This is a genomic window from Pantoea sp. NSTU24, assembly GCF_050157905.1.
Classification (GTDB): Bacteria; Pseudomonadota; Gammaproteobacteria; order Enterobacterales; family Enterobacteriaceae; genus Pantoea.
Genome location: NZ_JBKIWZ010000001.1, coordinates 2,363,499 through 2,384,776, shown reverse-complemented (window position 1 = coordinate 2,384,776; position 21,278 = coordinate 2,363,499). Strand labels below are relative to the sequence as shown.

General features: G+C 54.3%; 16 protein-coding genes, 2 tRNA genes, 3 rRNA genes and 1 other annotated feature. Of the genes, 14 read left to right on the top strand and 7 right to left on the bottom strand.

The features are described 5' to 3' along the window. Positions 1-4 precede the first annotated feature (4 nt). From rimM to rplS, 3 genes are read left to right on the top strand one after another with little or no spacing between them, the layout of a single operon-like run. On the top strand, positions 5-553 hold the full coding sequence (gene rimM, locus ACLHDD_RS11310) for a ribosome maturation factor RimM (protein ID WP_111141451.1): 549 nt from the start codon (positions 5-7) through the stop codon (positions 551-553). A gap of 35 nt (positions 554-588) precedes the next feature. Continuing rightward, complete coding sequence (gene trmD / locus ACLHDD_RS11305; protein ID WP_427104187.1) at positions 589-1,353, top strand: tRNA (guanosine(37)-N1)-methyltransferase TrmD; 765 nt, start codon at positions 589-591, stop codon at positions 1,351-1,353. Between the two features lie 42 nt (positions 1,354-1,395). Then, positions 1,396-1,743, top strand: coding sequence for a 50S ribosomal protein L19 (gene rplS / locus ACLHDD_RS11300; protein ID WP_031374778.1), 348 nt, complete (start codon positions 1,396-1,398; stop codon positions 1,741-1,743). A 96-nt stretch (positions 1,744-1,839) separates the two neighbouring features. Here rplS and ACLHDD_RS11295 read toward each other — a convergent pair whose 3' ends face one another. Then, complete coding sequence (locus ACLHDD_RS11295; protein WP_427104186.1) at positions 1,840-2,376, bottom strand: GNAT family N-acetyltransferase; 537 nt, start codon at positions 2,374-2,376, stop codon at positions 1,840-1,842. Between the two features lie 289 nt (positions 2,377-2,665). On the opposite strand from ACLHDD_RS11295, the gene ACLHDD_RS11290 reads away from it, so the two are divergent. Both ACLHDD_RS11290 and tyrA read left to right on the top strand, forming a co-directional pair. Continuing rightward, the gene (locus ACLHDD_RS11290; RefSeq protein WP_427104185.1) at positions 2,666-3,736 is read left to right on the top strand and encodes a 3-deoxy-7-phosphoheptulonate synthase; all 1,071 of its coding nucleotides are present in this window, start codon (positions 2,666-2,668) and stop codon (positions 3,734-3,736) included. Positions 3,737-3,750: 14 nt separating this feature from the next. Further along, on the top strand, positions 3,751-4,872 hold the full coding sequence (tyrA, locus tag ACLHDD_RS11285; RefSeq protein WP_427104184.1) for a bifunctional chorismate mutase/prephenate dehydrogenase: 1,122 nt from the start codon (positions 3,751-3,753) through the stop codon (positions 4,870-4,872). A 34-nt stretch (positions 4,873-4,906) separates the two neighbouring features. Here tyrA and pheA read toward each other — a convergent pair whose 3' ends face one another. From pheA to bamD, 4 genes are all read right to left on the bottom strand, one after another. After that, positions 4,907-6,070, bottom strand: coding sequence for a bifunctional chorismate mutase/prephenate dehydratase (gene pheA / locus ACLHDD_RS11280; protein ID WP_427104183.1), 1,164 nt, complete (start codon positions 6,068-6,070; stop codon positions 4,907-4,909). A gap of 22 nt (positions 6,071-6,092) precedes the next feature. Continuing rightward, positions 6,093-6,217 (bottom strand) — a sequence feature (Phe leader region). Beyond that, positions 6,169-6,216, bottom strand: a complete 48-nt coding sequence (pheL, locus tag ACLHDD_RS11275; RefSeq protein ID WP_193555295.1) for a pheA operon leader peptide PheL — start codon at positions 6,214-6,216, stop codon at positions 6,169-6,171. (Overlaps the previous feature by 48 nt.) An 88-nt stretch (positions 6,218-6,305) precedes the next feature. Then, positions 6,306-6,641: a ribosome-associated translation inhibitor RaiA gene (gene raiA / locus ACLHDD_RS11270; protein ID WP_111141458.1), complete on the bottom strand. Its 336-nt coding sequence runs from the start codon at positions 6,639-6,641 to the stop codon at positions 6,306-6,308. Between the two features lie 279 nt (positions 6,642-6,920). Further along, a complete protein-coding gene (bamD, locus tag ACLHDD_RS11265; protein WP_427104182.1) occupies positions 6,921-7,652 on the bottom strand; it encodes an outer membrane protein assembly factor BamD in 732 nt (243 codons plus the stop codon). Positions 7,653-7,781: 129 nt separating this feature from the next. Here bamD and rluD point away from each other — a divergent pair, with 129 nt between their 5' ends. From rluD to ACLHDD_RS11220, 9 genes are all read left to right on the top strand, one after another. Next, on the top strand, positions 7,782-8,759 hold the full coding sequence (gene rluD, locus ACLHDD_RS11260; protein ID WP_427104181.1) for a 23S rRNA pseudouridine(1911/1915/1917) synthase RluD: 978 nt from the start codon (positions 7,782-7,784) through the stop codon (positions 8,757-8,759). Beyond that, positions 8,759-9,487: a purine nucleoside phosphorylase YfiH gene (gene yfiH / locus ACLHDD_RS11255; RefSeq protein ID WP_427104180.1), complete on the top strand. Its 729-nt coding sequence runs from the start codon at positions 8,759-8,761 to the stop codon at positions 9,485-9,487. The genes rluD and yfiH overlap by 1 nt, the downstream gene beginning before the upstream one ends. Before the next feature lie 125 nt (positions 9,488-9,612). Further along, entirely contained in the window at positions 9,613-12,186 is a 2,574-nt protein-coding gene (gene clpB, locus ACLHDD_RS11250) for an ATP-dependent chaperone ClpB (protein ID WP_427104179.1), read from the top strand. A 472-nt stretch (positions 12,187-12,658) separates the two neighbouring features. Next, positions 12,659-14,200 (top strand): 16S ribosomal RNA (locus ACLHDD_RS11245). Between the two features lie 73 nt (positions 14,201-14,273). Further along, positions 14,274-14,350 (top strand) — tRNA-Ile (locus tag ACLHDD_RS11240). Positions 14,351-14,488: 138 nt separating this feature from the next. After that, positions 14,489-14,564, top strand: a tRNA-Ala gene (locus ACLHDD_RS11235). Positions 14,565-14,773: 209 nt separating this feature from the next. Next, positions 14,774-17,677, top strand: a 23S ribosomal RNA gene (locus ACLHDD_RS11230). Between the two features lie 199 nt (positions 17,678-17,876). After that, positions 17,877-17,992 (top strand): 5S ribosomal RNA (gene rrf, locus ACLHDD_RS11225). The 16S, 23S and 5S rRNA genes sit together here with 2 tRNA genes alongside, the layout of an rRNA operon. Before the next feature lie 275 nt (positions 17,993-18,267). Continuing rightward, on the top strand, positions 18,268-19,557 hold the full coding sequence (locus ACLHDD_RS11220) for an MFS family transporter (protein WP_427104178.1): 1,290 nt from the start codon (positions 18,268-18,270) through the stop codon (positions 19,555-19,557). Positions 19,558-19,562: 5 nt separating this feature from the next. Here ACLHDD_RS11220 and ACLHDD_RS11215 read toward each other — a convergent pair whose 3' ends face one another. Continuing rightward, positions 19,563-19,880 carry a YfiM family lipoprotein gene (locus ACLHDD_RS11215; protein ID WP_427104177.1) on the bottom strand — a complete coding sequence of 106 codons (318 nt, stop codon included), beginning with the start codon at positions 19,878-19,880 and terminating at the stop codon, positions 19,563-19,565. Positions 19,881-19,905: 25 nt separating this feature from the next. Further along, on the bottom strand, positions 19,906-21,261 hold the full coding sequence (gene pssA, locus ACLHDD_RS11210; RefSeq protein WP_427104176.1) for a CDP-diacylglycerol--serine O-phosphatidyltransferase: 1,356 nt from the start codon (positions 21,259-21,261) through the stop codon (positions 19,906-19,908). Positions 21,262-21,278 lie beyond the last annotated feature (17 nt).

Here is a 21,278-nt window from a genome sequence, read left to right as displayed (position 1 = left end):
GAGCATGAGCAGACAACTTGCCGCACAGCCTCCTGTTAACCCAATCGTATTGGGCAAGATGGGAGCCGCCTACGGTATTCGCGGCTGGCTCAAAGTGTTTTCCTCCACTGAAGACGCTGAAAGCATCTTCGACTACCAACCCTGGTTCATCCAGCGCGCCGGCAAATGGCAGCAGGTCGAACTGGAAAGTTGGAAGCACCACAATCAGGACCTGATCATCAAAGTCAAAGGCATTGACGATCGGGATGCGGCAGCGCAGTTAACCAATTGCGAAATTCAGGTTGACTCGACGCAGTTGCCATCGCTGGAAGAGGGCGATTACTACTGGAAAGACCTTATGGGCTGCCAGGTGGTTAACCTCGAAGGCTACGAGATGGGTAAAGTCATCGATATGATGGAAACCGGCTCGAACGACGTTCTCGTTGTTAAGGCAAACCTGAAAGATGCATTCGGTGTTCAGGAGCGGTTAATTCCGTTTCTTGATGAACAGGTTATCAGGAAAGTCGATCTCTCTACTGGCGTCATTGAGGTAGATTGGGATCCTGGTTTTTGATCTCCGAATCGAACGGTAACGTAACGGCGAATACAATGTGGATTGGTGTTATTAGCCTGTTTCCAGAAATGTTTCGCGCTATTACCGATTACGGGGTAACTGGCCGGGCTGTAAAAAACGGTCTGCTCAGCATTCAGAGCTGGAGTCCACGTGACTTCACGCACGACCGGCACCGTACTGTGGACGATCGTCCTTACGGCGGCGGACCGGGGATGCTGATGATGGTACAACCCTTACGGGATGCCATCTCCGCAGCGAAAGCAGCGGCAGGTGAAGGTGCCAGGGTGATTTATCTTTCACCTCAGGGTCGCAAACTGGACCAACAGGGCGTTTGCGAACTGGCGACACGCAACAAGTTAATTCTTGTCTGCGGCCGTTATGAAGGGATTGATGAGCGCGTAATCCAGTCCGAAGTTGACGAAGAATGGTCAATCGGAGATTACGTTCTCAGCGGCGGGGAACTGCCAGCAATGACGATGATTGACGCCGTCGCCCGGTTTATTCCCGGCGTACTCGGCAAGCAGGCGTCAGCTGATGAGGATTCGTTCTCGGATGGATTGCTGGATTGCCCGCACTATACCCGACCTGAAGTGTTAGACGGCGTGGAGGTTCCGGCAGTATTACTGTCAGGCAACCATGCTGATATTCGCCGCTGGCGTCTGAAACAGTCGCTAGGCCGTACCTGGCTGAGAAGACCTGAACTTCTGGAAAACCTGGCTCTGACTGAAGAGCAAGCAAGGTTGCTGAATGAGTTCAAGCGTGAACATCAGCAGCAACAAAACGATGATGCGGAAGAGTAATCTTCCCCGACTATCAGTTTACCCAGGATATGAGATTTAATTATGAGCAACATTATCAAGCAAATTGAACAAGAGCAGATGAAACAGGACGTACCTTCCTTCCGCCCGGGTGATTCCGTGGAAGTGAAAGTATGGGTCGTTGAAGGTTCTAAAAAACGTCTGCAGGCATTCGAGGGCGTGGTTATCGCTATTCGTAACCGCGGTCTGCACTCTGCATTCACTGTTCGCAAAATTTCTAACGGCGAAGGCGTTGAGCGTGTATTCCAGACTCACTCGCCAGTAATTGACAGCATCACTGTTAAACGTCGTGGCGCTGTGCGTAAAGCCAAACTGTACTACCTGCGTGAGCGTACTGGTAAGTCTGCTCGTATTAAAGAGCGTCTTAACTAAGGTATCGCTAACGCGACATCTAAAAGTTAATAGCAAACAAGGGGTTGGCGTGATGCCAGCCCCTTTTTTTGTCCTGATGCCAGCCGGATGGCATGATTAACCGGCCTCCGGCCGCTGGAAATGATAGATCGCGGTATTGACCGGTCCCTCTTTTAACACGATAAGACCATAGCGACAGCCTATAAACTGGCCACCGCATTTCTCCGCCACACCCCGACTGGGCAGATTCTCTTCTGCCGCCAGAATTTCAATCACCCGCGTTTCCGGACGCGAAAATCCCAGCGGCAGCAACGCTGCAACCGCCCGGCTGGCGATCCCCTGACGCTGGGCGTCACTGCGTACCCAGTAGCCGATGGCGCTGGTGTCGCCCGGATGCCGGGCAAAGCGTATCCCCGCGCCGCCCAGCAATTGATCATGCTGATCGACAATCGCAAACTCTTCCGCTTCTTCCCGCATGCGCTGCCAGTGTGTAAAGCGTATCCAGCTTTCTGCCTCATGAGGCTGATAGTCATGATGCGCCCAGGCCATCCAGGGAATCAGGCTGTCCAGCGAAGCGTTAACCGCAGCCGTAAATGCGGGGACATCGGCTAACAGGAAAGGACGCAGATGAAGATTCAGCGGGGAAGGGAGCATGTGATCGACCCGGTCAGTAAAGAATATCCTCATTCTGCCTGCAACGAACCGAAACACCAAAAGCTTTATGTGTAAACCTATATTTACTTTTGTGTGAAGGGCGGATTGGGTGGGGTTTATATTTAAATTGATGTTTTATATGTATTAAATTAAAAATTGTCGAGCCGGATTGTAGCGATGGTAATAAATATGTACACCCTGTCTTGCGCACTGTATCTAATGTGATACAGTGTCTGCATTCCTCAACGAGGAGCCCACGACTGCCAATTCGAGCCAAAGGATCGCCATCATGCAAAAAGACGCGCTGAATAATGTGCATATCGCCGGTGAACAGGTCTTAATTACGCCTGAAGAGCTGAAAGCGAAATTTCCACTGACCGCTGAACAGCAGGAACAGATTGCTGCCTCTCGCCAGACAATCGCTGACATTATCGCTGGCCGCGATCCGCGTCTGCTGGTGGTATGCGGTCCCTGCTCCATTCACGACACGGAAGTGGCCCTGGATTATGCGCGTCGTCTGCAGAGCCTTTCCGAACAGCTCAACGATCAGCTTTATATCGTGATGCGCGTCTACTTTGAAAAACCGCGTACCACCGTCGGCTGGAAAGGGCTGATCAACGACCCTTACATGGATAACTCGTTCGACATGGAAGCGGGCCTGCACATTGCGCGCCAGCTGCTGGTCAGCCTGGTCGAAATGGGCCTGCCGCTGGCAACCGAAGCGCTGGATCCCAACAGCCCGCAATATCTTGGCGATCTGTTCAGCTGGTCCGCGATTGGTGCCCGTACCACAGAATCACAAACACACCGTGAGATGGCGTCGGGCCTGTCGATGCCGGTAGGCTTTAAGAATGGCACCGATGGCAGTCTGGGCACCGCGATCAACGCGATGCGCGCCGCCGCAATGCCGCACCGCTTTGTCGGCATCAATCAGGCCGGTCAGGTCTGTCTGCTGCAGACCCAGGGCAATCCGGATGGTCACGTCATCCTGCGTGGCGGCAAAGCGCCCAACTACGGTCCGGAAGATGTCGCGCAGTGTGAAAAAGAGATGCTCAGGGCGGGACTGCGTCCGGCCTTAATGATAGATTGCAGCCACGGTAATTCGAATAAAGACTACAGCCGTCAGCCTGGCGTAGCGGAATCCGCTATTGCGCAGATAAAAGATGGGAACCGTTCAATCATTGGTCTGATGCTGGAAAGCCACATCAATGAAGGTAACCAGTCTTCTGAGCAGCCACGCAGCGAAATGAAGTATGGTGTTTCCGTTACTGATGCCTGCATCAACTGGGAAGTGACCGAAACGCTGCTGCGTGACATGCATCAGGATCTGCAGGGAGTGCTGTCGGCGCGTCTGTCATAAGAGGTGTAAGAGCAATGGTGGCTGAACTGACCGCGTTACGCGATCAAATTGACAGTGTGGATAAAGCGCTGCTGGAACTGCTGGCTAAACGGCTGGAGCTGGTGGCCGACGTCGGAGAGGTCAAAAGCCGTTACGGTCTGCCTATCTATGTGCCGGAGCGCGAAGCCTCCATGCTGGCTTCCCGCCGCAAAGAGGCAGAAGCGCTGGGTGTGCCACCGGATCTGATTGAGGATGTGCTGCGCCGTGTGATGCGCGAATCCTATACCAGTGAGAATGACAAAGGCTTCAAAACCCTCTGTCCTGAACTGCGTCCGGTGGTGATTGTCGGCGGCAAGGGGCAGATGGGCCGACTGTTTGAAAAAATGCTCGGGCTGTCAGGCTATACGGTCAAAACGCTGGATAAAGAGGACTGGGCGCAGGCCGATGCGCTGCTCAGCGATGCTGGCATGGTGATTATCAGCGTGCCGATTCACCTGACCGAGCAGGTCATCGCTCAGCTGCCACCTCTGCCGGAAGACTGTATTCTGGTCGATCTGGCGTCGGTTAAGAACCGGCCACTGCAGGCAATGCTGGCGGCACATAGCGGCCCGGTGCTGGGGCTTCACCCGATGTTTGGTCCGGACAGCGGCAGCCTGGCAAAACAGGTGGTGGTCTGGTGTGATGGCCGGCAGCCGGAAGCGTATCAGTGGTTCCTGGAGCAGATTCAGGTCTGGGGCGCACGTCTGCATCGCATCAGCGCGGTGGAGCATGATCAGAATATGGCGTTTATTCAGGCGCTGCGTCACTTTGCCACTTTCGCTTACGGCCTGCATCTGGCGGAAGAGAACGTCAATCTGGATCAGCTGCTGGCGCTCTCCTCGCCAATCTACCGGCTGGAGCTGGCGATGGTCGGGCGGCTGTTCGCTCAGGATCCGCAGCTCTATGCGGACATCATCATGTCATCGGAGAGTAATCTGGCGCTGATAAAGCGTTACTATCAGCGGTTTGGCGAAGCGATTGCCTTGCTTGAGCAGGGTGACAAGCAGGCCTTTATTGCCAGCTTCAACCGGATAGAGGAGTGGTTTGGCGATCACGCAAAACGCTTCCTGGTAGAAAGCCGGAGCCTGTTACGCTCGGCGAATGACAGCCGTCCATAACTGAAAAAGGCATCCCTGCGGATGCCTTTTCTCTTTATTCACCCGGCTCTACCGGCACTACATTCTCGCTGGGGTAGCAGCCCAGCACCTTCAGAGAGCGGGTCATGGTTTTCAGTTCCTGAAGCGCCTGCTGCATCCGTTCCGATTGCAGATTGCCCTGCACATCAATGTAAAACATCTCTTCCCACGGGTTGCCATTAATCGGGCGCGACTCAAGCTTACTCATAATCAGGTTATGCTGACGCAGCACCAGAAGCGCATCAACCAGTGCCCCCGCCTGCTGGCCGGTCGCCATAATCAGGGTGGTTTTGGCCGGAACCTGATCGGAGACCTCGATCGCTTTACGCGCCAGCACGATGAAACGGGTATGGTTCTGCTGCTGATTAGCCAGATTACGCTCCAGCACCTGCAGCTGATACAGCTCGCCACCGGCTTCACTGCCCAGTGCTGCGACGGTGGGGGAGTTGAGCGCCGCCACTTTCTCCATCGCCGCCGCCGTACTCTCGGTGTATTCGATTTTCCAGTGCGGGAAGCGGTTAATGAACTGGCTGCACTGCTGGAAAGGCTGAGGATGGCTGTAGACAGTCTCGATCTGCTGTAAATCAGTAGGGCCGTTGACCAGCACGCAGTGGTCGATAGGGAGGGTCAGCTCGCCCACAATAGAGAGGCTGGTCTGTTGCAGCAAATCGTAGACGTCGTTGATCGAACCGGAACTGGTGTTCTCAATCGGCATCACCGCATAGTCAGCGACGCCGTTTTCGACCTGTTTGATGATGTCATGAAACTTCAGGCAGCCTGACTCCACCATGCTGTCAAAATGGCGCGAGGCGTAGTTGCGGGCGGCAAGGTGAGAATAGGAACCTTTCGGGCCCAGGAAGGCGATACGGGCGGCATGCGCATGCGGATGGTTGAGGTTTTTCTGCAGCAGCGCCTGCTGAGTCAGGACGGAATCTTCAATTATCAGCTGAAAGAGGCGGGTAATGTAATGGGCGTCCAGCTTGTGCGCTTTTCCCAGCACGATCAGATTTTCCAGCAGTGCGCGTTCGCGCTCCACATCCCGAATCGGACGATGCGTTGCCAGCTTCGCTTGTGCCACTTCCACGGCCAGCAGACGACGCTCGGCCAGCAGCGTCAGAAGTTTTTTATCCACTGCGCTGATTTTATCGCGTAGCGCCAGCAATGGATTGTCGGGATTCATAGGGCTCACCTGTATGCTATCCAATAAAAAAGCCTCCCGGTTGGGAGGCTTCGTTGTTCGTCTTCGCTTTCATTCTCACACGACGAATGGCCTCCCGTTCAGGGGAAGGTAAAAAAGAAAGCGAAGAAAAACAGGTCAGGTTTCATGGTGACATCCGAAAAGAGAGTGGACTGAGAGTAACCGTACTGCTCAAAAGCTGTCAATAAAAAACGCGCCCGGAGGCGCGTTAGCAAAATCAGGACTCTTCGCCGGCGGGTATGATGTCTTTTACGCTGGCACTGGCACGGCGCGCTTCAGACTTGTGCTGAACCTTATTCAGCTGGCGTTCGAGCTTCGCGATCAAATCGTTGATGGCGGTATACATATCGTCGTGCTTGGCACTGGCTACCAGGGTCCCGTTTGGTGTGTTTATAGTGGCGTCGGCCACAAATTCTTTGGGCTCTTTGGACAGGACAATATGCGGATTAATCAGGTCGGTTTGCCATTTTTCCAGCTTGGCGAGACGGTCTTCAACATGGCTTCGGATTGCCGGGGTAATCTCCATTTGCTTACTGGTAATGTTCAGAATCATTATTCTTACCTCTCTGTCATTTCCGTCTTGGTCCTTTCAGCATAGCGCGAAAAAAAGGTAAATGTGAGATTCCGGTCACGAAAAAATGTCACTTTTTGTCAGCAGGATTATTCTGCGAGAAAGGCAGAAAAACGGGCTGAAATGGCTTGAAGCGAAACGATTAACAGGGCATGCTTGATGGGTTGACACGCAGCGTTCAGATCCAATCCTGACTGTTCTGTGAGCAAAAAAAGCAGCCATCGCAGGCTGCTTTTTTATGTCTGAAAACCAGACGGGCTATCAGCTGTTATTCGCAGCGATGATTTTCGCCACTTTATCGGCTTCAGCGTTCAGTTGCAGTTGGCGATAGGCATTTTCCATCAGCGGCAGGGCATCGTGTGTGGCCTGCGTATCCGGATAATCGCGCATCATCCCTTCAACACGGTTAACAACCGCGACATACGCCTCACGCTTAGTATAGAATTGCGCCACTGAAAGCTCATATTTGGCCAGGCGATCTTTCAGGTAGACCAGTCGTTTTTGCGCATCGGCCGCATACTGGCTGTTGGGGTAGTTGCGCAGCAGCTGGGCAAAATCACGGAATGCGTCACGGGCGTGTGTCGGGTCGCGGTCAGAACGATCAATACCAAAGAAGCCCTGCAGTGCCGAGTCATCCAGCGCCATATCCGTCAGACCTTTCATATAAATGACATAGTCGATGTTCGGATGGGTAGGATTCAGACGCATAAAGCGGGCAATAGCAGCCTGCGCCAGGGGCAGATCGGCATTTTTATAGTACGCGTAGATTAAATCCAGCTGAACCTGCTGCGCATAAGGACCGAACGGATAACGATTATCCAGCGCTTCCAGTTGCTTAATCGCAGCTTTAAAGTTACCGTCCTGCAGCTTTTGCTGCGCTGTGGCATAGATTTCAGAAGGCGGGCTGTCCGGTACCGCGTCATTTGAGCCGGAACAACCAACAAGTGCCAGGCTCAGTGTGGCAGCAGCCACCAGATGTTTCATACGCGTCATGACGAAGTGATTATCCTCAAATGTTATGGCGGAAGCTGTCCGTATAGCTCCCGGTAATGACCAGGTACGATAGCACATTATATTAAACGGCATCGCCGTGAAAACCCAACGTTAACGAAGAAGCTGTATATGGCACAACAAGTTCAACTCACCGCAACGGTATCCGAATCACAACTCGGACAACGCTTAGATCAGACTTTGGCGGAATTGTTCCCTGATTATTCACGTTCTCGCATAAAAGAGTGGATCCTCGACCGTCGCGTGACGGTAAACGGTGTAGTGGTAGAAACACCGAAAGAAAAAGTGTTGGGCGGCGAGCTGGTCGCGATTGACGCTGAGATCGAGGAGGAACAGCGCTGGGAACCGCAGAACCTGCCACTCGACATCGTTTATGAAGATGAAGACATCATTGTCATCAACAAACCGCGTGACTTCGTGGTGCATCCAGGCGCCGGTAATCCGGATGGCACGGTGTTAAACGCCTTACTGCATCACTATCCGGCAATCAGGGATGTGCCGCGCGCGGGCATCGTACACCGCCTGGATAAAGACACCACCGGCCTGATGGTGGTCGCGAAAACCGTTCCCGCTCAGACGCATCTGGTGGACTCGCTGCAGCGCCGCGAAATCACCCGTGAATATGAGGCGGTCGCGATTGGTACGATGACCGCAGGCGGCACGGTTGAGCAGCCGATTAGCCGTCACTCCACCAAACGTACTCACATGGCGGTTCACCCTATGGGCAAACCGGCGGTAACCCATTACCGCATCATGGAGCACTTTCGCGCGCATACCCGTCTGCGTCTGCGTCTGGAAACCGGCCGTACACACCAGATCCGTGTGCACATGTCCCACATCAGCCATCCGCTGGTGGGCGATCCGCTGTACGGTGGCCGCCCGCGTCCGCCAAAAGGTGCGTCAGAAGCCTTTATCAGCGCGCTGCGTGGGTTTGATCGCCAGGCGCTGCATGCCACCATGCTGCGTCTCTATCATCCTATCAGCGGGATTGAAATGGAGTTTCACGCCGCGCTTCCGCAGGATATGGTCGATCTGGTTGCGGCCCTGAAAGCGGATACCGAAGAGTTCAAAGACCAGATGGATTGGTGATGGATCTGATCACGCCCGAGTGGCCTGTGCCATCCCGTGTCCGGGCCTGCTCGACACAACGGCAGGGAGGGGTTAGCGCCTCGCCCTGGTATGCACTGAATCTCGGCGGGCACGTGGGGGATGCTCCCGACGCGGTGGCGCAGAACCGGCAGCGACTGGTGACAGAAGCAGGTTTACCCGCCATGCCGCAGTGGCTGGATCAGGTTCATGGCACGGATGTTGTGCGTCTGACGGCAGGGGACAGTGCGCCATTACGTGCGGATGCCTGTATCACTGACCAGCCCGGCACCGTCTGTGCCATCATGACCGCCGACTGCCTGCCGGTTCTGTTCTGTTCGCAGGATGGACGTGAAGTGGCGGCGGCGCATGCAGGGTGGCGCGGACTCTGCGCGGGCGTGCTGGAAAATACGCTGGCACAGTTTCGTTCGCCGCCCGATCAGATTCATGCCTGGCTTGGACCGGCCATCGGGCCCGATGCGTTTGAGGTCGGCGCCGAGGTGCGACAGGCGTTTGTTGCGCAGGACGCGCGCACCGCAGCGGCATTCCGTCCGGCGGCCGATCGCTTTTATGCCGATATCTGGATGCTGGCCCGGATGCGATTACAGTCCGCGGGCGTACACTCCATCAGTGCCGACACGCGTTGTACCTATACGCAGCGCGACGATTTCTTCTCCTTCCGTCGCGATGGGATAACCGGACGTATGGCAACTTTGATCTGGCTGTTATAACCTTACGCCATAAGACGGTCCAGTCAGCGCATTTTTTACTCAAATCTCAGGTCATTAACCTTGAAAATTTGAGGGATGACCTCATCTAATCTCCAGTAGCATTTTGACCTGTAATGGGAGGAATTATGCGTCTGGATCGTCTTACCAACAAATTCCAGCTGGCTCTCGCCGACGCGCAGTCCCTGGCTCTGGGACACGATAATCAATTCATAGAACCTCTGCACCTGATGAGCGCACTGCTCAGACAGGAGGGCGGATCCGTTTCACCTTTACTGACCTCGGCGGGTATCAACGTCGCGCCATTTGGTACTCAGGTCGAGCAGGCTATCGATCGTCTGCCACAGGTAGAGGGTAGCGAAGGGGATGTGCAGCCCTCATCTGACCTTGTGCGGGTGCTGAACCTGTGCGACAAACTGGCGCAGAAGCGCAACGATAACTTTATTTCATCCGAATTATTTGTTCTGGCTGCCCTGGAATCACGCGGCTCACTGGCCGATCTGCTCAAAGCAGCGGGTGCCACGCGCGAAAAAATCACCAGTGCGATTGAGCAGATGCGGGGAGGGGACAACGTGAACGATCAGGGGGCTGAAGATCAGCGCCAGGCTTTAAAGAAATATACTATCGATCTCACCGAGCGGGCAGAGAAAGGCAAACTCGATCCGGTTATTGGCCGTGATGAAGAGATTCGCCGTACCATCCAGGTGCTGCAGCGCCGGACGAAAAACAACCCGGTGCTGATTGGTGAACCGGGTGTGGGTAAAACCGCGATTGTTGAAGGACTGGCGCAGCGCATTATTAATGGCGAAGTGCCTGAAGGGCTGAAAGGCCGGCGAGTGCTGGCGCTGGATATGGGTGCGCTGGTGGCCGGGGCAAAATATCGTGGCGAATTCGAAGAGCGTCTGAAAGGCGTGCTGAGCGACCTGTCAAAACAGGAAGGCAACGTCATTCTGTTTATCGACGAGCTGCACACGATGGTAGGTGCCGGTAAAGCTGACGGTGCGATGGATGCAGGCAACATGCTTAAGCCTGCGCTGGCAAGGGGTGAACTCCACTGTGTCGGAGCGACGACGCTCGATGAATACCGCCAGTACATCGAAAAAGATGCCGCGCTGGAGCGCCGCTTCCAGAAAGTCTTCGTCGCCGAGCCGAGCGTGGAAGATACCATCGCCATTTTGCGCGGCCTGAAAGAGCGTTACGAATTGCATCATCATGTGCAGATCACCGACCCGGCGATTGTCGCGGCGGCCACGCTTTCTCATCGCTACATCGCCGACCGTCAGCTACCCGATAAAGCGATTGACCTGATCGACGAGGCTGCCTCCAGCATTCGTATGCAGATGGACTCGAAGCCCGAATCGCTGGATCGACTGGAGCGCCGCATCATTCAGCTGAAGCTGGAGCAGCAGGCGCTGAAGAAAGAGGCGGACGATGCCAGCATCAAGCGTCTTGAAATGCTGGAGACGGAGCTTGGCCAGAAAGAGCGTGAATATGCCGAGCTTGAAGATGAGTGGAAGACAGAAAAAGCTTCGCTCTCTGGCACCCAGAATATCAAAGCTGAACTGGAGCAGGCGCGTCTGAATTTAGAGCAGGCCCGTCGCCAGGGCGATCTCGCTCAGATGTCAGAGCTACAGTACGGCAAGATCCCGGAGCTGGAAAAGCAGCTGGCAGCCGCCACCCAGGCGGAAGGCAAAACTATGAAGTTATTGCGTAACCGCGTAACGGATGTGGAAATTGCCGATGTGCTGGCGCGCTGGACCGGTATTCCTGTAGCCCGGATGATGGAAGGGGAGCGCGATAAGCTGCTGCGTATGGAGCAGGATCTGCATGGCCGGGTTATTGGACAGGATGAGGCGGTTGAGGCGGTTTCAAACGCTATCCGACGCAGTCGCGCAGGTCTGTCTGATCCTAACCGGCCTATCGGTTCATTCCTGTTCCTGGGCCCAACCGGGGTAGGTAAAACCGAGCTGTGTAAATCGCTGGCTAATTTCCTGTTCGACAGTGACGATGCGATGGTACGTATCGACATGTCCGAGTTTATGGAAAAACACTCCGTGTCACGGCTGGTGGGTGCTCCTCCCGGATATGTGGGATATGAAGAGGGTGGCTATCTGACCGAAGCGGTGCGTCGTCGTCCTTATTCCGTAATTCTGCTGGATGAGGTCGAGAAAGCACATCCGGATGTCTTTAACATTCTGCTGCAGGTGCTGGACGATGGGCGTCTGACGGATGGGCAGGGACGGACGGTCGATTTCCGTAACAGCGTGGTGATTATGACCTCTAACCTGGGATCGGATCTTATCCAGGAGCGGTTCGGCGACCTCGGCTACCCGGAAATGAAAGAGATCGTCATGGGCGTGGTCGGACAGCATTTCCGTCCTGAGTTCATTAACCGTATCGATGAAGTGGTAGTGTTCCATCCGCTGGCGGAGAAACATATTGCGTCTATCGCGCAGATTCAGCTGCAGCGGCTTTACAAACGTCTGGACGAACGGGGTTATCAGCTGCACATCTCGGATGCGGCGCTGCGACTGCTGGCAGAAAACGGCTATGATCCGGTCTATGGTGCGCGTCCGCTGAAACGGGCGATACAGCAGCAGATAGAGAACCCGCTGGCTCAGCAGATTCTGGCTGGCACGCTGGTTCCCGGCAAAACCATCGAAATGGATGTGGAAAACGACACCATTATTGCTCACCAGTAAGTGTGTGCGACAAAAAACGGGCCGCAGGCCCGTTTTTTTAGCGTTTTGTGGGTGTTTTGCTTACTTTGACCTCGTTTTGGATGCAAAGTGAACGGTTGATTAAAAAGTTGTAGTTTACGCTTGCGCTATCTGAACCGTTCCCTATAATGCGCCTCCATCAACACGGCACACCGGCAACGGGAAGCGTGCTGAGAGGTTCAGGAGACTGACCCGCCGGAGAAAAACTTCTGAAAAAGAGGTTGACTCTGAAGGAGGAAAGCGTAATATACGCCACCTCGCGACAGGACGCTAACGCACTGTTCGCGCTGCTCTTTAACAATTTATCAGGCAATCTGTGTGGGCACTCGCAGGATTGATATCAGCGTCTCCGGACGCAAAAAAATATCAAGTCTCACGAGTGAACACATAATGACATTCATTATGACGTTTTACAGATGAGCATCGCTGCACTGGTTGCAGCAAATCAAACTTTAAATTGAAGAGTTTGATCATGGCTCAGATTGAACGCTGGCGGCAGGCCTAACACATGCAAGTCGGACGGTAGCACAGAGGAGCTTGCTCCTTGGGTGACGAGTGGCGGACGGGTGAGTAATGTCTGGGGATCTGCCCGATAGAGGGGGATAACCACTGGAAACGGTGGCTAATACCGCATAACGTCGCAAGACCAAAGAGGGGGACCTTCGGGCCTCTCACTATCGGATGAACCCAGATGGGATTAGCTAGTAGGCGGGGTAATGGCCCACCTAGGCGACGATCCCTAGCTGGTCTGAGAGGATGACCAGCCACACTGGAACTGAGACACGGTCCAGACTCCTACGGGAGGCAGCAGTGGGGAATATTGCACAATGGGCGCAAGCCTGATGCAGCCATGCCGCGTGTATGAAGAAGGCCTTCGGGTTGTAAAGTACTTTCAGCGGGGAGGAAGGCGGTGCGGTTAATAACCGTGCCGATTGACGTTACCCGCAGAAGAAGCACCGGCTAACTCCGTGCCAGCAGCCGCGGTAATACGGAGGGTGCAAGCGTTAATCGGAATTACTGGGCGTAAAGCGCACGCAGGCGGTCTGTTAAGTCAGATGTGAAATCCCCGGGCTTAACCTGGGAACTGCATTTGAAACTGGCAGGCTTGAGTCTCGTAGAGGGGGGTAGAATTCCAGGTGTAGCGGTGAAATGCGTAGAGATCTGGAGGAATACCGGTGGCGAAGGCGGCCCCCTGGACGAAGACTGACGCTCAGGTGCGAAAGCGTGGGGAGCAAACAGGATTAGATACCCTGGTAGTCCACGCCGTAAACGATGTCGACTTGGAGGCTGTGCCCTTGAGGCGTGGCTTCCGGAGCTAACGCGTTAAGTCGACCGCCTGGGGAGTACGGCCGCAAGGTTAAAACTCAAATGAATTGACGGGGGCCCGCACAAGCGGTGGAGCATGTGGTTTAATTCGATGCAACGCGAAGAACCTTACCTACTCTTGACATCCAGCGAACTTTCCAGAGATGGATTGGTGCCTTCGGGAACGCTGAGACAGGTGCTGCATGGCTGTCGTCAGCTCGTGTTGTGAAATGTTGGGTTAAGTCCCGCAACGAGCGCAACCCTTATCCTTTGTTGCCAGCGATTCGGTCGGGAACTCAAAGGAGACTGCCGGTGATAAACCGGAGGAAGGTGGGGATGACGTCAAGTCATCATGGCCCTTACGAGTAGGGCTACACACGTGCTACAATGGCGCATACAAAGAGAAGCGACCTCGCGAGAGCAAGCGGACCTCACAAAGTGCGTCGTAGTCCGGATCGGAGTCTGCAACTCGACTCCGTGAAGTCGGAATCGCTAGTAATCGTGGATCAGAATGCCACGGTGAATACGTTCCCGGGCCTTGTACACACCGCCCGTCACACCATGGGAGTGGGTTGCAAAAGAAGTAGGTAGCTTAACCTTCGGGAGGGCGCTTACCACTTTGTGATTCATGACTGGGGTGAAGTCGTAACAAGGTAACCGTAGGGGAACCTGCGGTTGGATCACCTCCTTACCTTAAGATACCTTCCCGCGCAGTGCTCACACAGATTGTCTGATAAAAAGTAACGAGCAGAAAAAACCTCTACAGGCTTGTAGCTCAGGTGGTTAGAGCGCACCCCTGATAAGGGTGAGGTCGGTGGTTCAAGTCCACTCAGGCCTACCAAATTCGCACTCACGCTGCGTTATGTCTCCGGCTCGCATAGTTCACTATGCTTCGCGAAGACATGCCTTGCCTGAGCACGAATTGCACTTCTCACGAAGTGTACTCGGTTGAACGTAGTGGTCTCTGCAGTAACTGTATGGGGCTATAGCTCAGCTGGGAGAGCGCCTGCCTTGCACGCAGGAGGTCAGCGGTTCGATCCCGCTTAGCTCCACCATACCGTTTTAACTGTTTTTTCTGAAATACCTCAGAGCGTACCGGCAACGGTGTGCTGTGACGTATTATGCTCTTTAACAATCCGGAACAAGCTGAAAATTGAAACGACGTGTCGCTTTCATTCTCCGTAAATAAGAATGGAAAAGGCGATGCGTACGAGTCTCTCAAATGCTTGCAGTCCGCAGCGTGAAAAACGCCTGTGGGTTGTGAGGTTAAGCGACTAAGCGTACACGGTGGATGCCCAGGCAGTCAGAGGCGATGAAGGACGTGCTAATCTGCGTAAAGCGACGGTAAGGTGATATGAACCGCTACAGCCGTCGATGTCCGAATGGGGAAACCCGGTGCACTCTGTGCATCATTGCAGCATGAATACATAGTGCTGCAAGGCGAACCGGGGGAACTGAAACATCTAAGTACCCCGAGGAAAAGAAATCAACCGAGATTCCCCCAGTAGCGGCGAGCGAACGGGGAGCAGCCCAGAGCCTGAATCAGCCTGTGTGTTAGTGGAAGCGTCTGGAAAGTCGCAGGGTACAGGGTGATACTCCCGTACACAAAAGCACACACGCTGTGAGCTCGATGAGTAAGGCGGGACACGTGGTATCCTGTCTGAATATGGGGGGACCATCCTCCAAGGCTAAATACTCCTGACTGACCGATAGTGAACCAGTACCGTGAGGGAAAGGCGAAAAGAACCCCGGCGAGGGGAGTGAAAAAGAACCTGAAACCGTGTACGTACAAGCAGTGGGAGCCTCTTTTATGGGGTGACTGCGTACCTTTTGTATAATGGGTCAGCGACTTATATTCTGTAGCAAGGTTAACCGTATAGGGGAGCCGCAGGGAAACCGAGTCTTAACTGGGCGTTAAGTTGCAGGGTATAGACCCGAAACCCGGTGATCTAGCCATGGGCAGGTTGAAGGTTGGGTAACACTAACTGGAGGACCGAACCGACTAATGTTGAAAAATTAGCGGATGACCTGTGGCTGGGGGTGAAAGGCCAATCAAACCGGGAGATAGCTGGTTCTCCCCGAAAGCTATTTAGGTAGCGCCTCGTGAACTCATCTCCGGGGGTAGAGCACTGTTTCGGCTAGGGGGCCATCCCGGCTTACCAACCCGATGCAAACTGCGAATACCGGAGAATGTTATCACGGGAGACACACGGCGGGTGCTAACGTCCGTCGTGAAGAGGGAAACAACCCAGACCGCCAGCTAAGGTCCCAAAGTCATGGTTAAGTGGGAAACGATGTGGGAAGGCACAGACAGCCAGGATGTTGGCTTAGAAGCAGCCATCATTTAAAGAAAGCGTAATAGCTCACTGGTCGAGTCGGCCTGCGCGGAAGATGTAACGGGGCTAAACCATGCACCGAAGCTGCGGCAGCAGTAGCGATACTGTTGGGTAGGGGAGCGTTCTGTAAGCCGTCGAAGGTGTGCTGTGAGGCATGCTGGAGGTATCAGAAGTGCGAATGCTGACATAAGTAACGATAAAGCGGGTGAAAAGCCCGCTCGCCGGAAGACCAAGGGTTCCTGTTCAACGTTAATCGGAGCAGGGTGAGTCGACCCCTAAGGCGAGGCCGAAAGGCGTAGTCGATGGGAAACAGGTTAATATTCCTGTACTCGGTGTTACTGCGAAGGGGGGACGGAGAAGGCTATATCGGCCGGGCGACGGTTGTCCCGGTTTAAGCGTGTAGGTGTGTGTTCCAGGCAAATCCGGTTCACTTTACACTGAGGCGTGACGACGAGGCACTACGGTGCTGAAGTGATAAATGCCCTGCTTCCAGGAAAAGCCTCTAAGCATCAGGTAACACAGAATCGTACCCCAAACCGACACAGGTGGTCAGGTAGAGAATACCAAGGCGCTTGAGAGAACTCGGGTGAAGGAACTAGGCAAAATGGTGCCGTAACTTCGGGAGAAGGCACGCTGGCGCGTAGGTGAAGGGACTTGCTCCCGGAGCTGAAGCCAGTCGAAGATACCAGCTGGCTGCAACTGTTTATTAAAAACACAGCACTGTGCAAACACGAAAGTGGACGTATACGGTGTGACGCCTGCCCGGTGCCGGAAGGTTAATTGATGGGGTTATCCGTAAGGAGAAGCTCCTGATCGAAGCCCCGGTAAACGGCGGCCGTAACTATAACGGTCCTAAGGTAGCGAAATTCCTTGTCGGGTAAGTTCCGACCTGCACGAATGGCGTAATGATGGCCAGGCTGTCTCCACCCGAGACTCAGTGAAATTGAACTCGCTGTGAAGATGCAGTGTACCCGCGGCAAGACGGAAAGACCCCGTGAACCTTTACTACAGCTTGACACTGAACATTGAGCCTTGATGTGTAGGATAGGTGGGAGGCTTTGAAGCGCGGACGCCAGTCTGCGTGGAGCCATCCTTGAAATACCACCCTTTAATGTTTGATGTTCTAACGTGGCCCCGTGATCCGGGGTGCGGACAGTGTCTGGTGGGTAGTTTGACTGGGGCGGTCTCCTCCCAAAGAGTAACGGAGGAGCACGAAGGTCAGCTAATCACGGTCGGACATCGTGAGGTTAGTGCAATGGCATAAGCTGGCTTGACTGCGAGAGTGACGGCTCGAGCAGGTGCGAAAGCAGGTCATAGTGATCCGGTGGTTCTGAATGGAAGGGCCATCGCTCAACGGATAAAAGGTACTCCGGGGATAACAGGCTGATACCGCCCAAGAGTTCATATCGACGGCGGTGTTTGGCACCTCGATGTCGGCTCATCACATCCTGGGGCTGAAGTAGGTCCCAAGGGTACGGCTGTTCGCCGTTTAAAGTGGTACGCGAGCTGGGTTTAGAACGTCGTGAGACAGTTCGGTCCCTATCTGCCGTGGGCGCTGGAGAATTGAGGGGGGTTGCTCCTAGTACGAGAGGACCGGAGTGAACGCACCGCTGGTGTTCGGGTTGTCATGCCAATGGCACTGCCCGGTAGCTAAGTGCGGAAAAGATAAGTGCTGAAAGCATCTAAGCACGAAACTTGCCCCGAGATGAGTTCTCCCTGACCCTTTGAGGGTCCTGAAGGGACGTTGAAGACGACGACGTTGATAGGCCGGGTGTGTAAGCGCAGCGATGCGTTGAGCTAACCGGTACTAATGACCCGTGAGGCTTAACCTTACAACGCCAGAGGCGTTTTTGAGAGACGATTTTCAGCCCTGTTTTCCGGATAAGAATTTGCGGAAACGAAAGATTTTGCGGCGTGACAAGGCGCAGAGCGAAGACATCAGCGGGAGCATACTGACGTATGTGACCGGTGTGGCTGAGCGATGGCAACGCGGTCATAACGTAAAAGATTCGTTTCGTGCACCAAGATTTGCCTGGCGGCTTTAGCGCGGTGGTCCCACCTGACCCCATGCCGAACTCAGAAGTGAAACGCCGTAGCGCCGATGGTAGTGTGGGGCCTCCCCATGCGAGAGTAGGGAACTGCCAGGCATTGTATAAGTGAAGAAGCCCCGCACGCGAGTGCGGGGCTTTTTTACGTCTGTACTCTGCTACATTGTGCTGAAATTCTCACTTATTACCCTGCTATCCATTACCGTTATCCCACCAGATTCTGTCATAAAATGCCAGCAACCCGCTGATTTTTCGATAATTAGCGATGCAGCTCACAATAACAATCTCAGAATACCCGGCCTTTACCTTAGGTAGAGTTAAATGCTTTACTCACCTTTTAGACGCTGTTGATCAGCAAGGAGCAGAGGTAAAGCATGACACCCATAAACAATAATATTCAGCCGGATGATGCAAAAAAACGTATCTGGGCGATCGTCGGTGCCTCATCGGGCAACCTGGTCGAGTGGTTTGACTTCTACGTCTACTCATTCTTTTCACTCTACTTCGCGCACATCTTTTTTCCTCAGGGCGATACCACGACGCAGCTGTTGCAGACGGCAGGGGTATTTGCAGCCGGGTTTTTAATGCGCCCGATTGGCGGCTGGCTGTTCGGCTATATCGGCGACAAGCATGGCCGTAAAAATTCAATGCTGGTTTCGGTCTGCATGATGTGTTTTGGTTCGCTGGTGATTGCCTGCTTACCCGGCTATGCAACGATCGGCGTCGCGGCTCCCGTCATTCTGCTGCTGGCGCGTATGTTTCAGGGCTTGTCGGTAGGAGGGGAGTATGGCACCAGCGCCACTTACATGAGCGAAGTGGCACTGGAAGGGCGCAAAGGATTTTATGCCTCTTTCCAGTATGTCACGCTGATTGGCGGTCAGCTGGCAGCGGTCCTGACGGTGGTGGTGCTGCAGTTCCTGCTTACGGATGCTGAGCTGCGAAGCTGGGGCTGGCGTATTCCGTTCTTCCTTGGCGCGCTGCTCGCCGTTGTCGCGCTGTGGTTACGCCGTTCACTGGAAGAAACCTCAGACAAGCGCAGTCGCGAGCATCGCGATGCGGGCAGCGTCATCGGGTTACTGCGCAACCATACCCGACCTTTCCTGATGGTGCTGGGTTTTACCGCGGGCGGCTCGCTGAGCTTTTACACCTTTACTACCTATATGCAGAAGTATCTGGTGAATACTTCAGGTATGGATCCGAAAACGGCCAGCGGTCTGATGACCGGTGCGCTGCTGGTCTTTATGCTTATTCAGCCGGTGGTTGGTGCGCTCTCCGATAAAATCGGACGGCGTACCTCAATGATGATTTTTGGGGCGGGCGCGGCCATCTGTACGGTGCCGATTCTGACCCTGCTGCAAAACGTGCAGAGTCCCGGCGTCGCTTTTCTCCTGATCATGCTTGCCCTGCTGATTACCAGTTTCTACACCGCCATCAGCGGTATTCTGAAAGCCGAAATGTTTCCGCCCCAGGTCCGTGCGCTGGGCGTCGGACTCTCTTATGCGGTAGCGAATGCGATATTCGGTGGATCGGCAGAGTATGTGGCACTGCTGATGAAGCAGCAGGGGATTGAGACGACCTTCTTCTGGTATGTTTCCGCGATGGGCGCGGTAGCGTTTCTGGTGTCGCTGTTACTGCATAAGCGCGGCAAGGGCATCAAACTCTGATACGCCTACTGGCTGAGATTCCACAGGGCGATGCCGCTGGCAGCACCGGCGGCATCCCAGGCGAAATCTTTCCAGCTCCAGCCGCTGCCCGCCGGGCGGCTGTCATATCCCTCTTTAGCCGCTACGAGGCTTAACGAAAACATAAAGCCGATCGTCTGGCTCTGCCGCTCAGAAAGGTGCTGGCGCTGCCCATATTCACTGCCCGCTGCCGCCAGTGCGGCGGAAGCAAAAAAGTGTTCCGCTTTATCGCGTCCGGTCCGCTCATCCTGGGCTACATGGGCACATCCACTACACAACAGCACAGCAAGCAGCACAATTCGCATAGTAGATGCCCATACCCTGCACGTATCAGAGAATACGGCTAATCAGGCGATCGATACGGATCCGGCGCAGACGACGGATCAGTTTCCGTACCTTGGCCGGGTAATCGGCAATGCTCTCCAGTTCACGGAAGTGAGTGACGACCTGGGTGTGCTGCCGGATCAGCGTCAGCTCTTTCTCGCGCTGAGCCGCTAACTGCTGATGAGGATCGTGGATCAGCACCGCATTTTCCAGATCGAGTCGCCACGCGCGCGGGTTGAGGTTATTACCGGTAATAAGCTGCCATTCGTCATCAACCCACATCCCTTTAAGGTGATAGCTGTTCTCGCCATCTTTCCAGAGTCGCACGGTCAGTTGATCGGTGGTGACGTAATATTGCAGGCGGCTCAGGAAGCGACGCAGATTGATTTCATAAAGATAGGGCAGGGCGCCGATAATTTTGAATGGCTGATCGGGCGCAATATAGAAATCATTGGCGGTTTTGTCACCGACGATGATTTCGACCTTTTTGCCCTGCCGCAGCAGATGAATAATATTCCGGACCAGCAGCGCGGGCAGGTTGAAGTAAGGAGTACAGATGACCAGCTTCTCTTCCGCGCAGGGCATCAGATGGAAGATGGTTTTATTGAGGAGGCTATGCTTGCCCAGGCCGACCAGCGGCGTGACGGCCAGCTCTTCATTACCGGCATCCCCTCTAAACTGATAGTTAAAGCCGCGCAGGTCCTGACGAAACTGCCGCGTTTCATTTTTGATTTCAGGACTTGAAGGACGCTCCGCAAAATCCAGCCGGTTCACCGCTTCTGCGGACTTAAGATTGAGGGTGATCCACTCATACATCGTATCAGTCAGCCGGGCATTACGGATAAGCTGGTAGCGGTCGTAACGATATTTGTCGTGCTGCTGCAGATAGACATCATTGATGCTGGCACCGCTGTAGAGCAGTGTGTCATCGATGATAAACCCTTTAAGATGGAGTACGCCCAGCGCCTCACGGGTATTCACCGGGATGCCAAAAACCGGGATGGCGATATCGGGATAGCGGGTCGCCATCTCGCAGTACCAGTCGGCGTTGGTCACGCCCCGCGCGGCACCAATCCGGCCACGCTGTGCCCGGTGCCAGTCCACCAGAATCGAGATATCCAGTTCCGGTCGCGCCTGCTTAGCCTGGTAAAGTGCATCCATAACAGCACGTCCGGCATCATCGTTTTCAAGGTAGAGCGCGACGATACAGATGCGTGTCTGCGCGGCCGCAATCTTTTCCAGCAGCGTCGTGCGGAATTCGGCAGGCGAATAAAGCGTCGACACATCCGCAACGGATTGTGACAGTTTTGGCAACTGTGCGAGGTGTTGTTGATGTTTGTTTCGTTTAAATTTAGACAACATCGCAGTGCGCTTCTTCT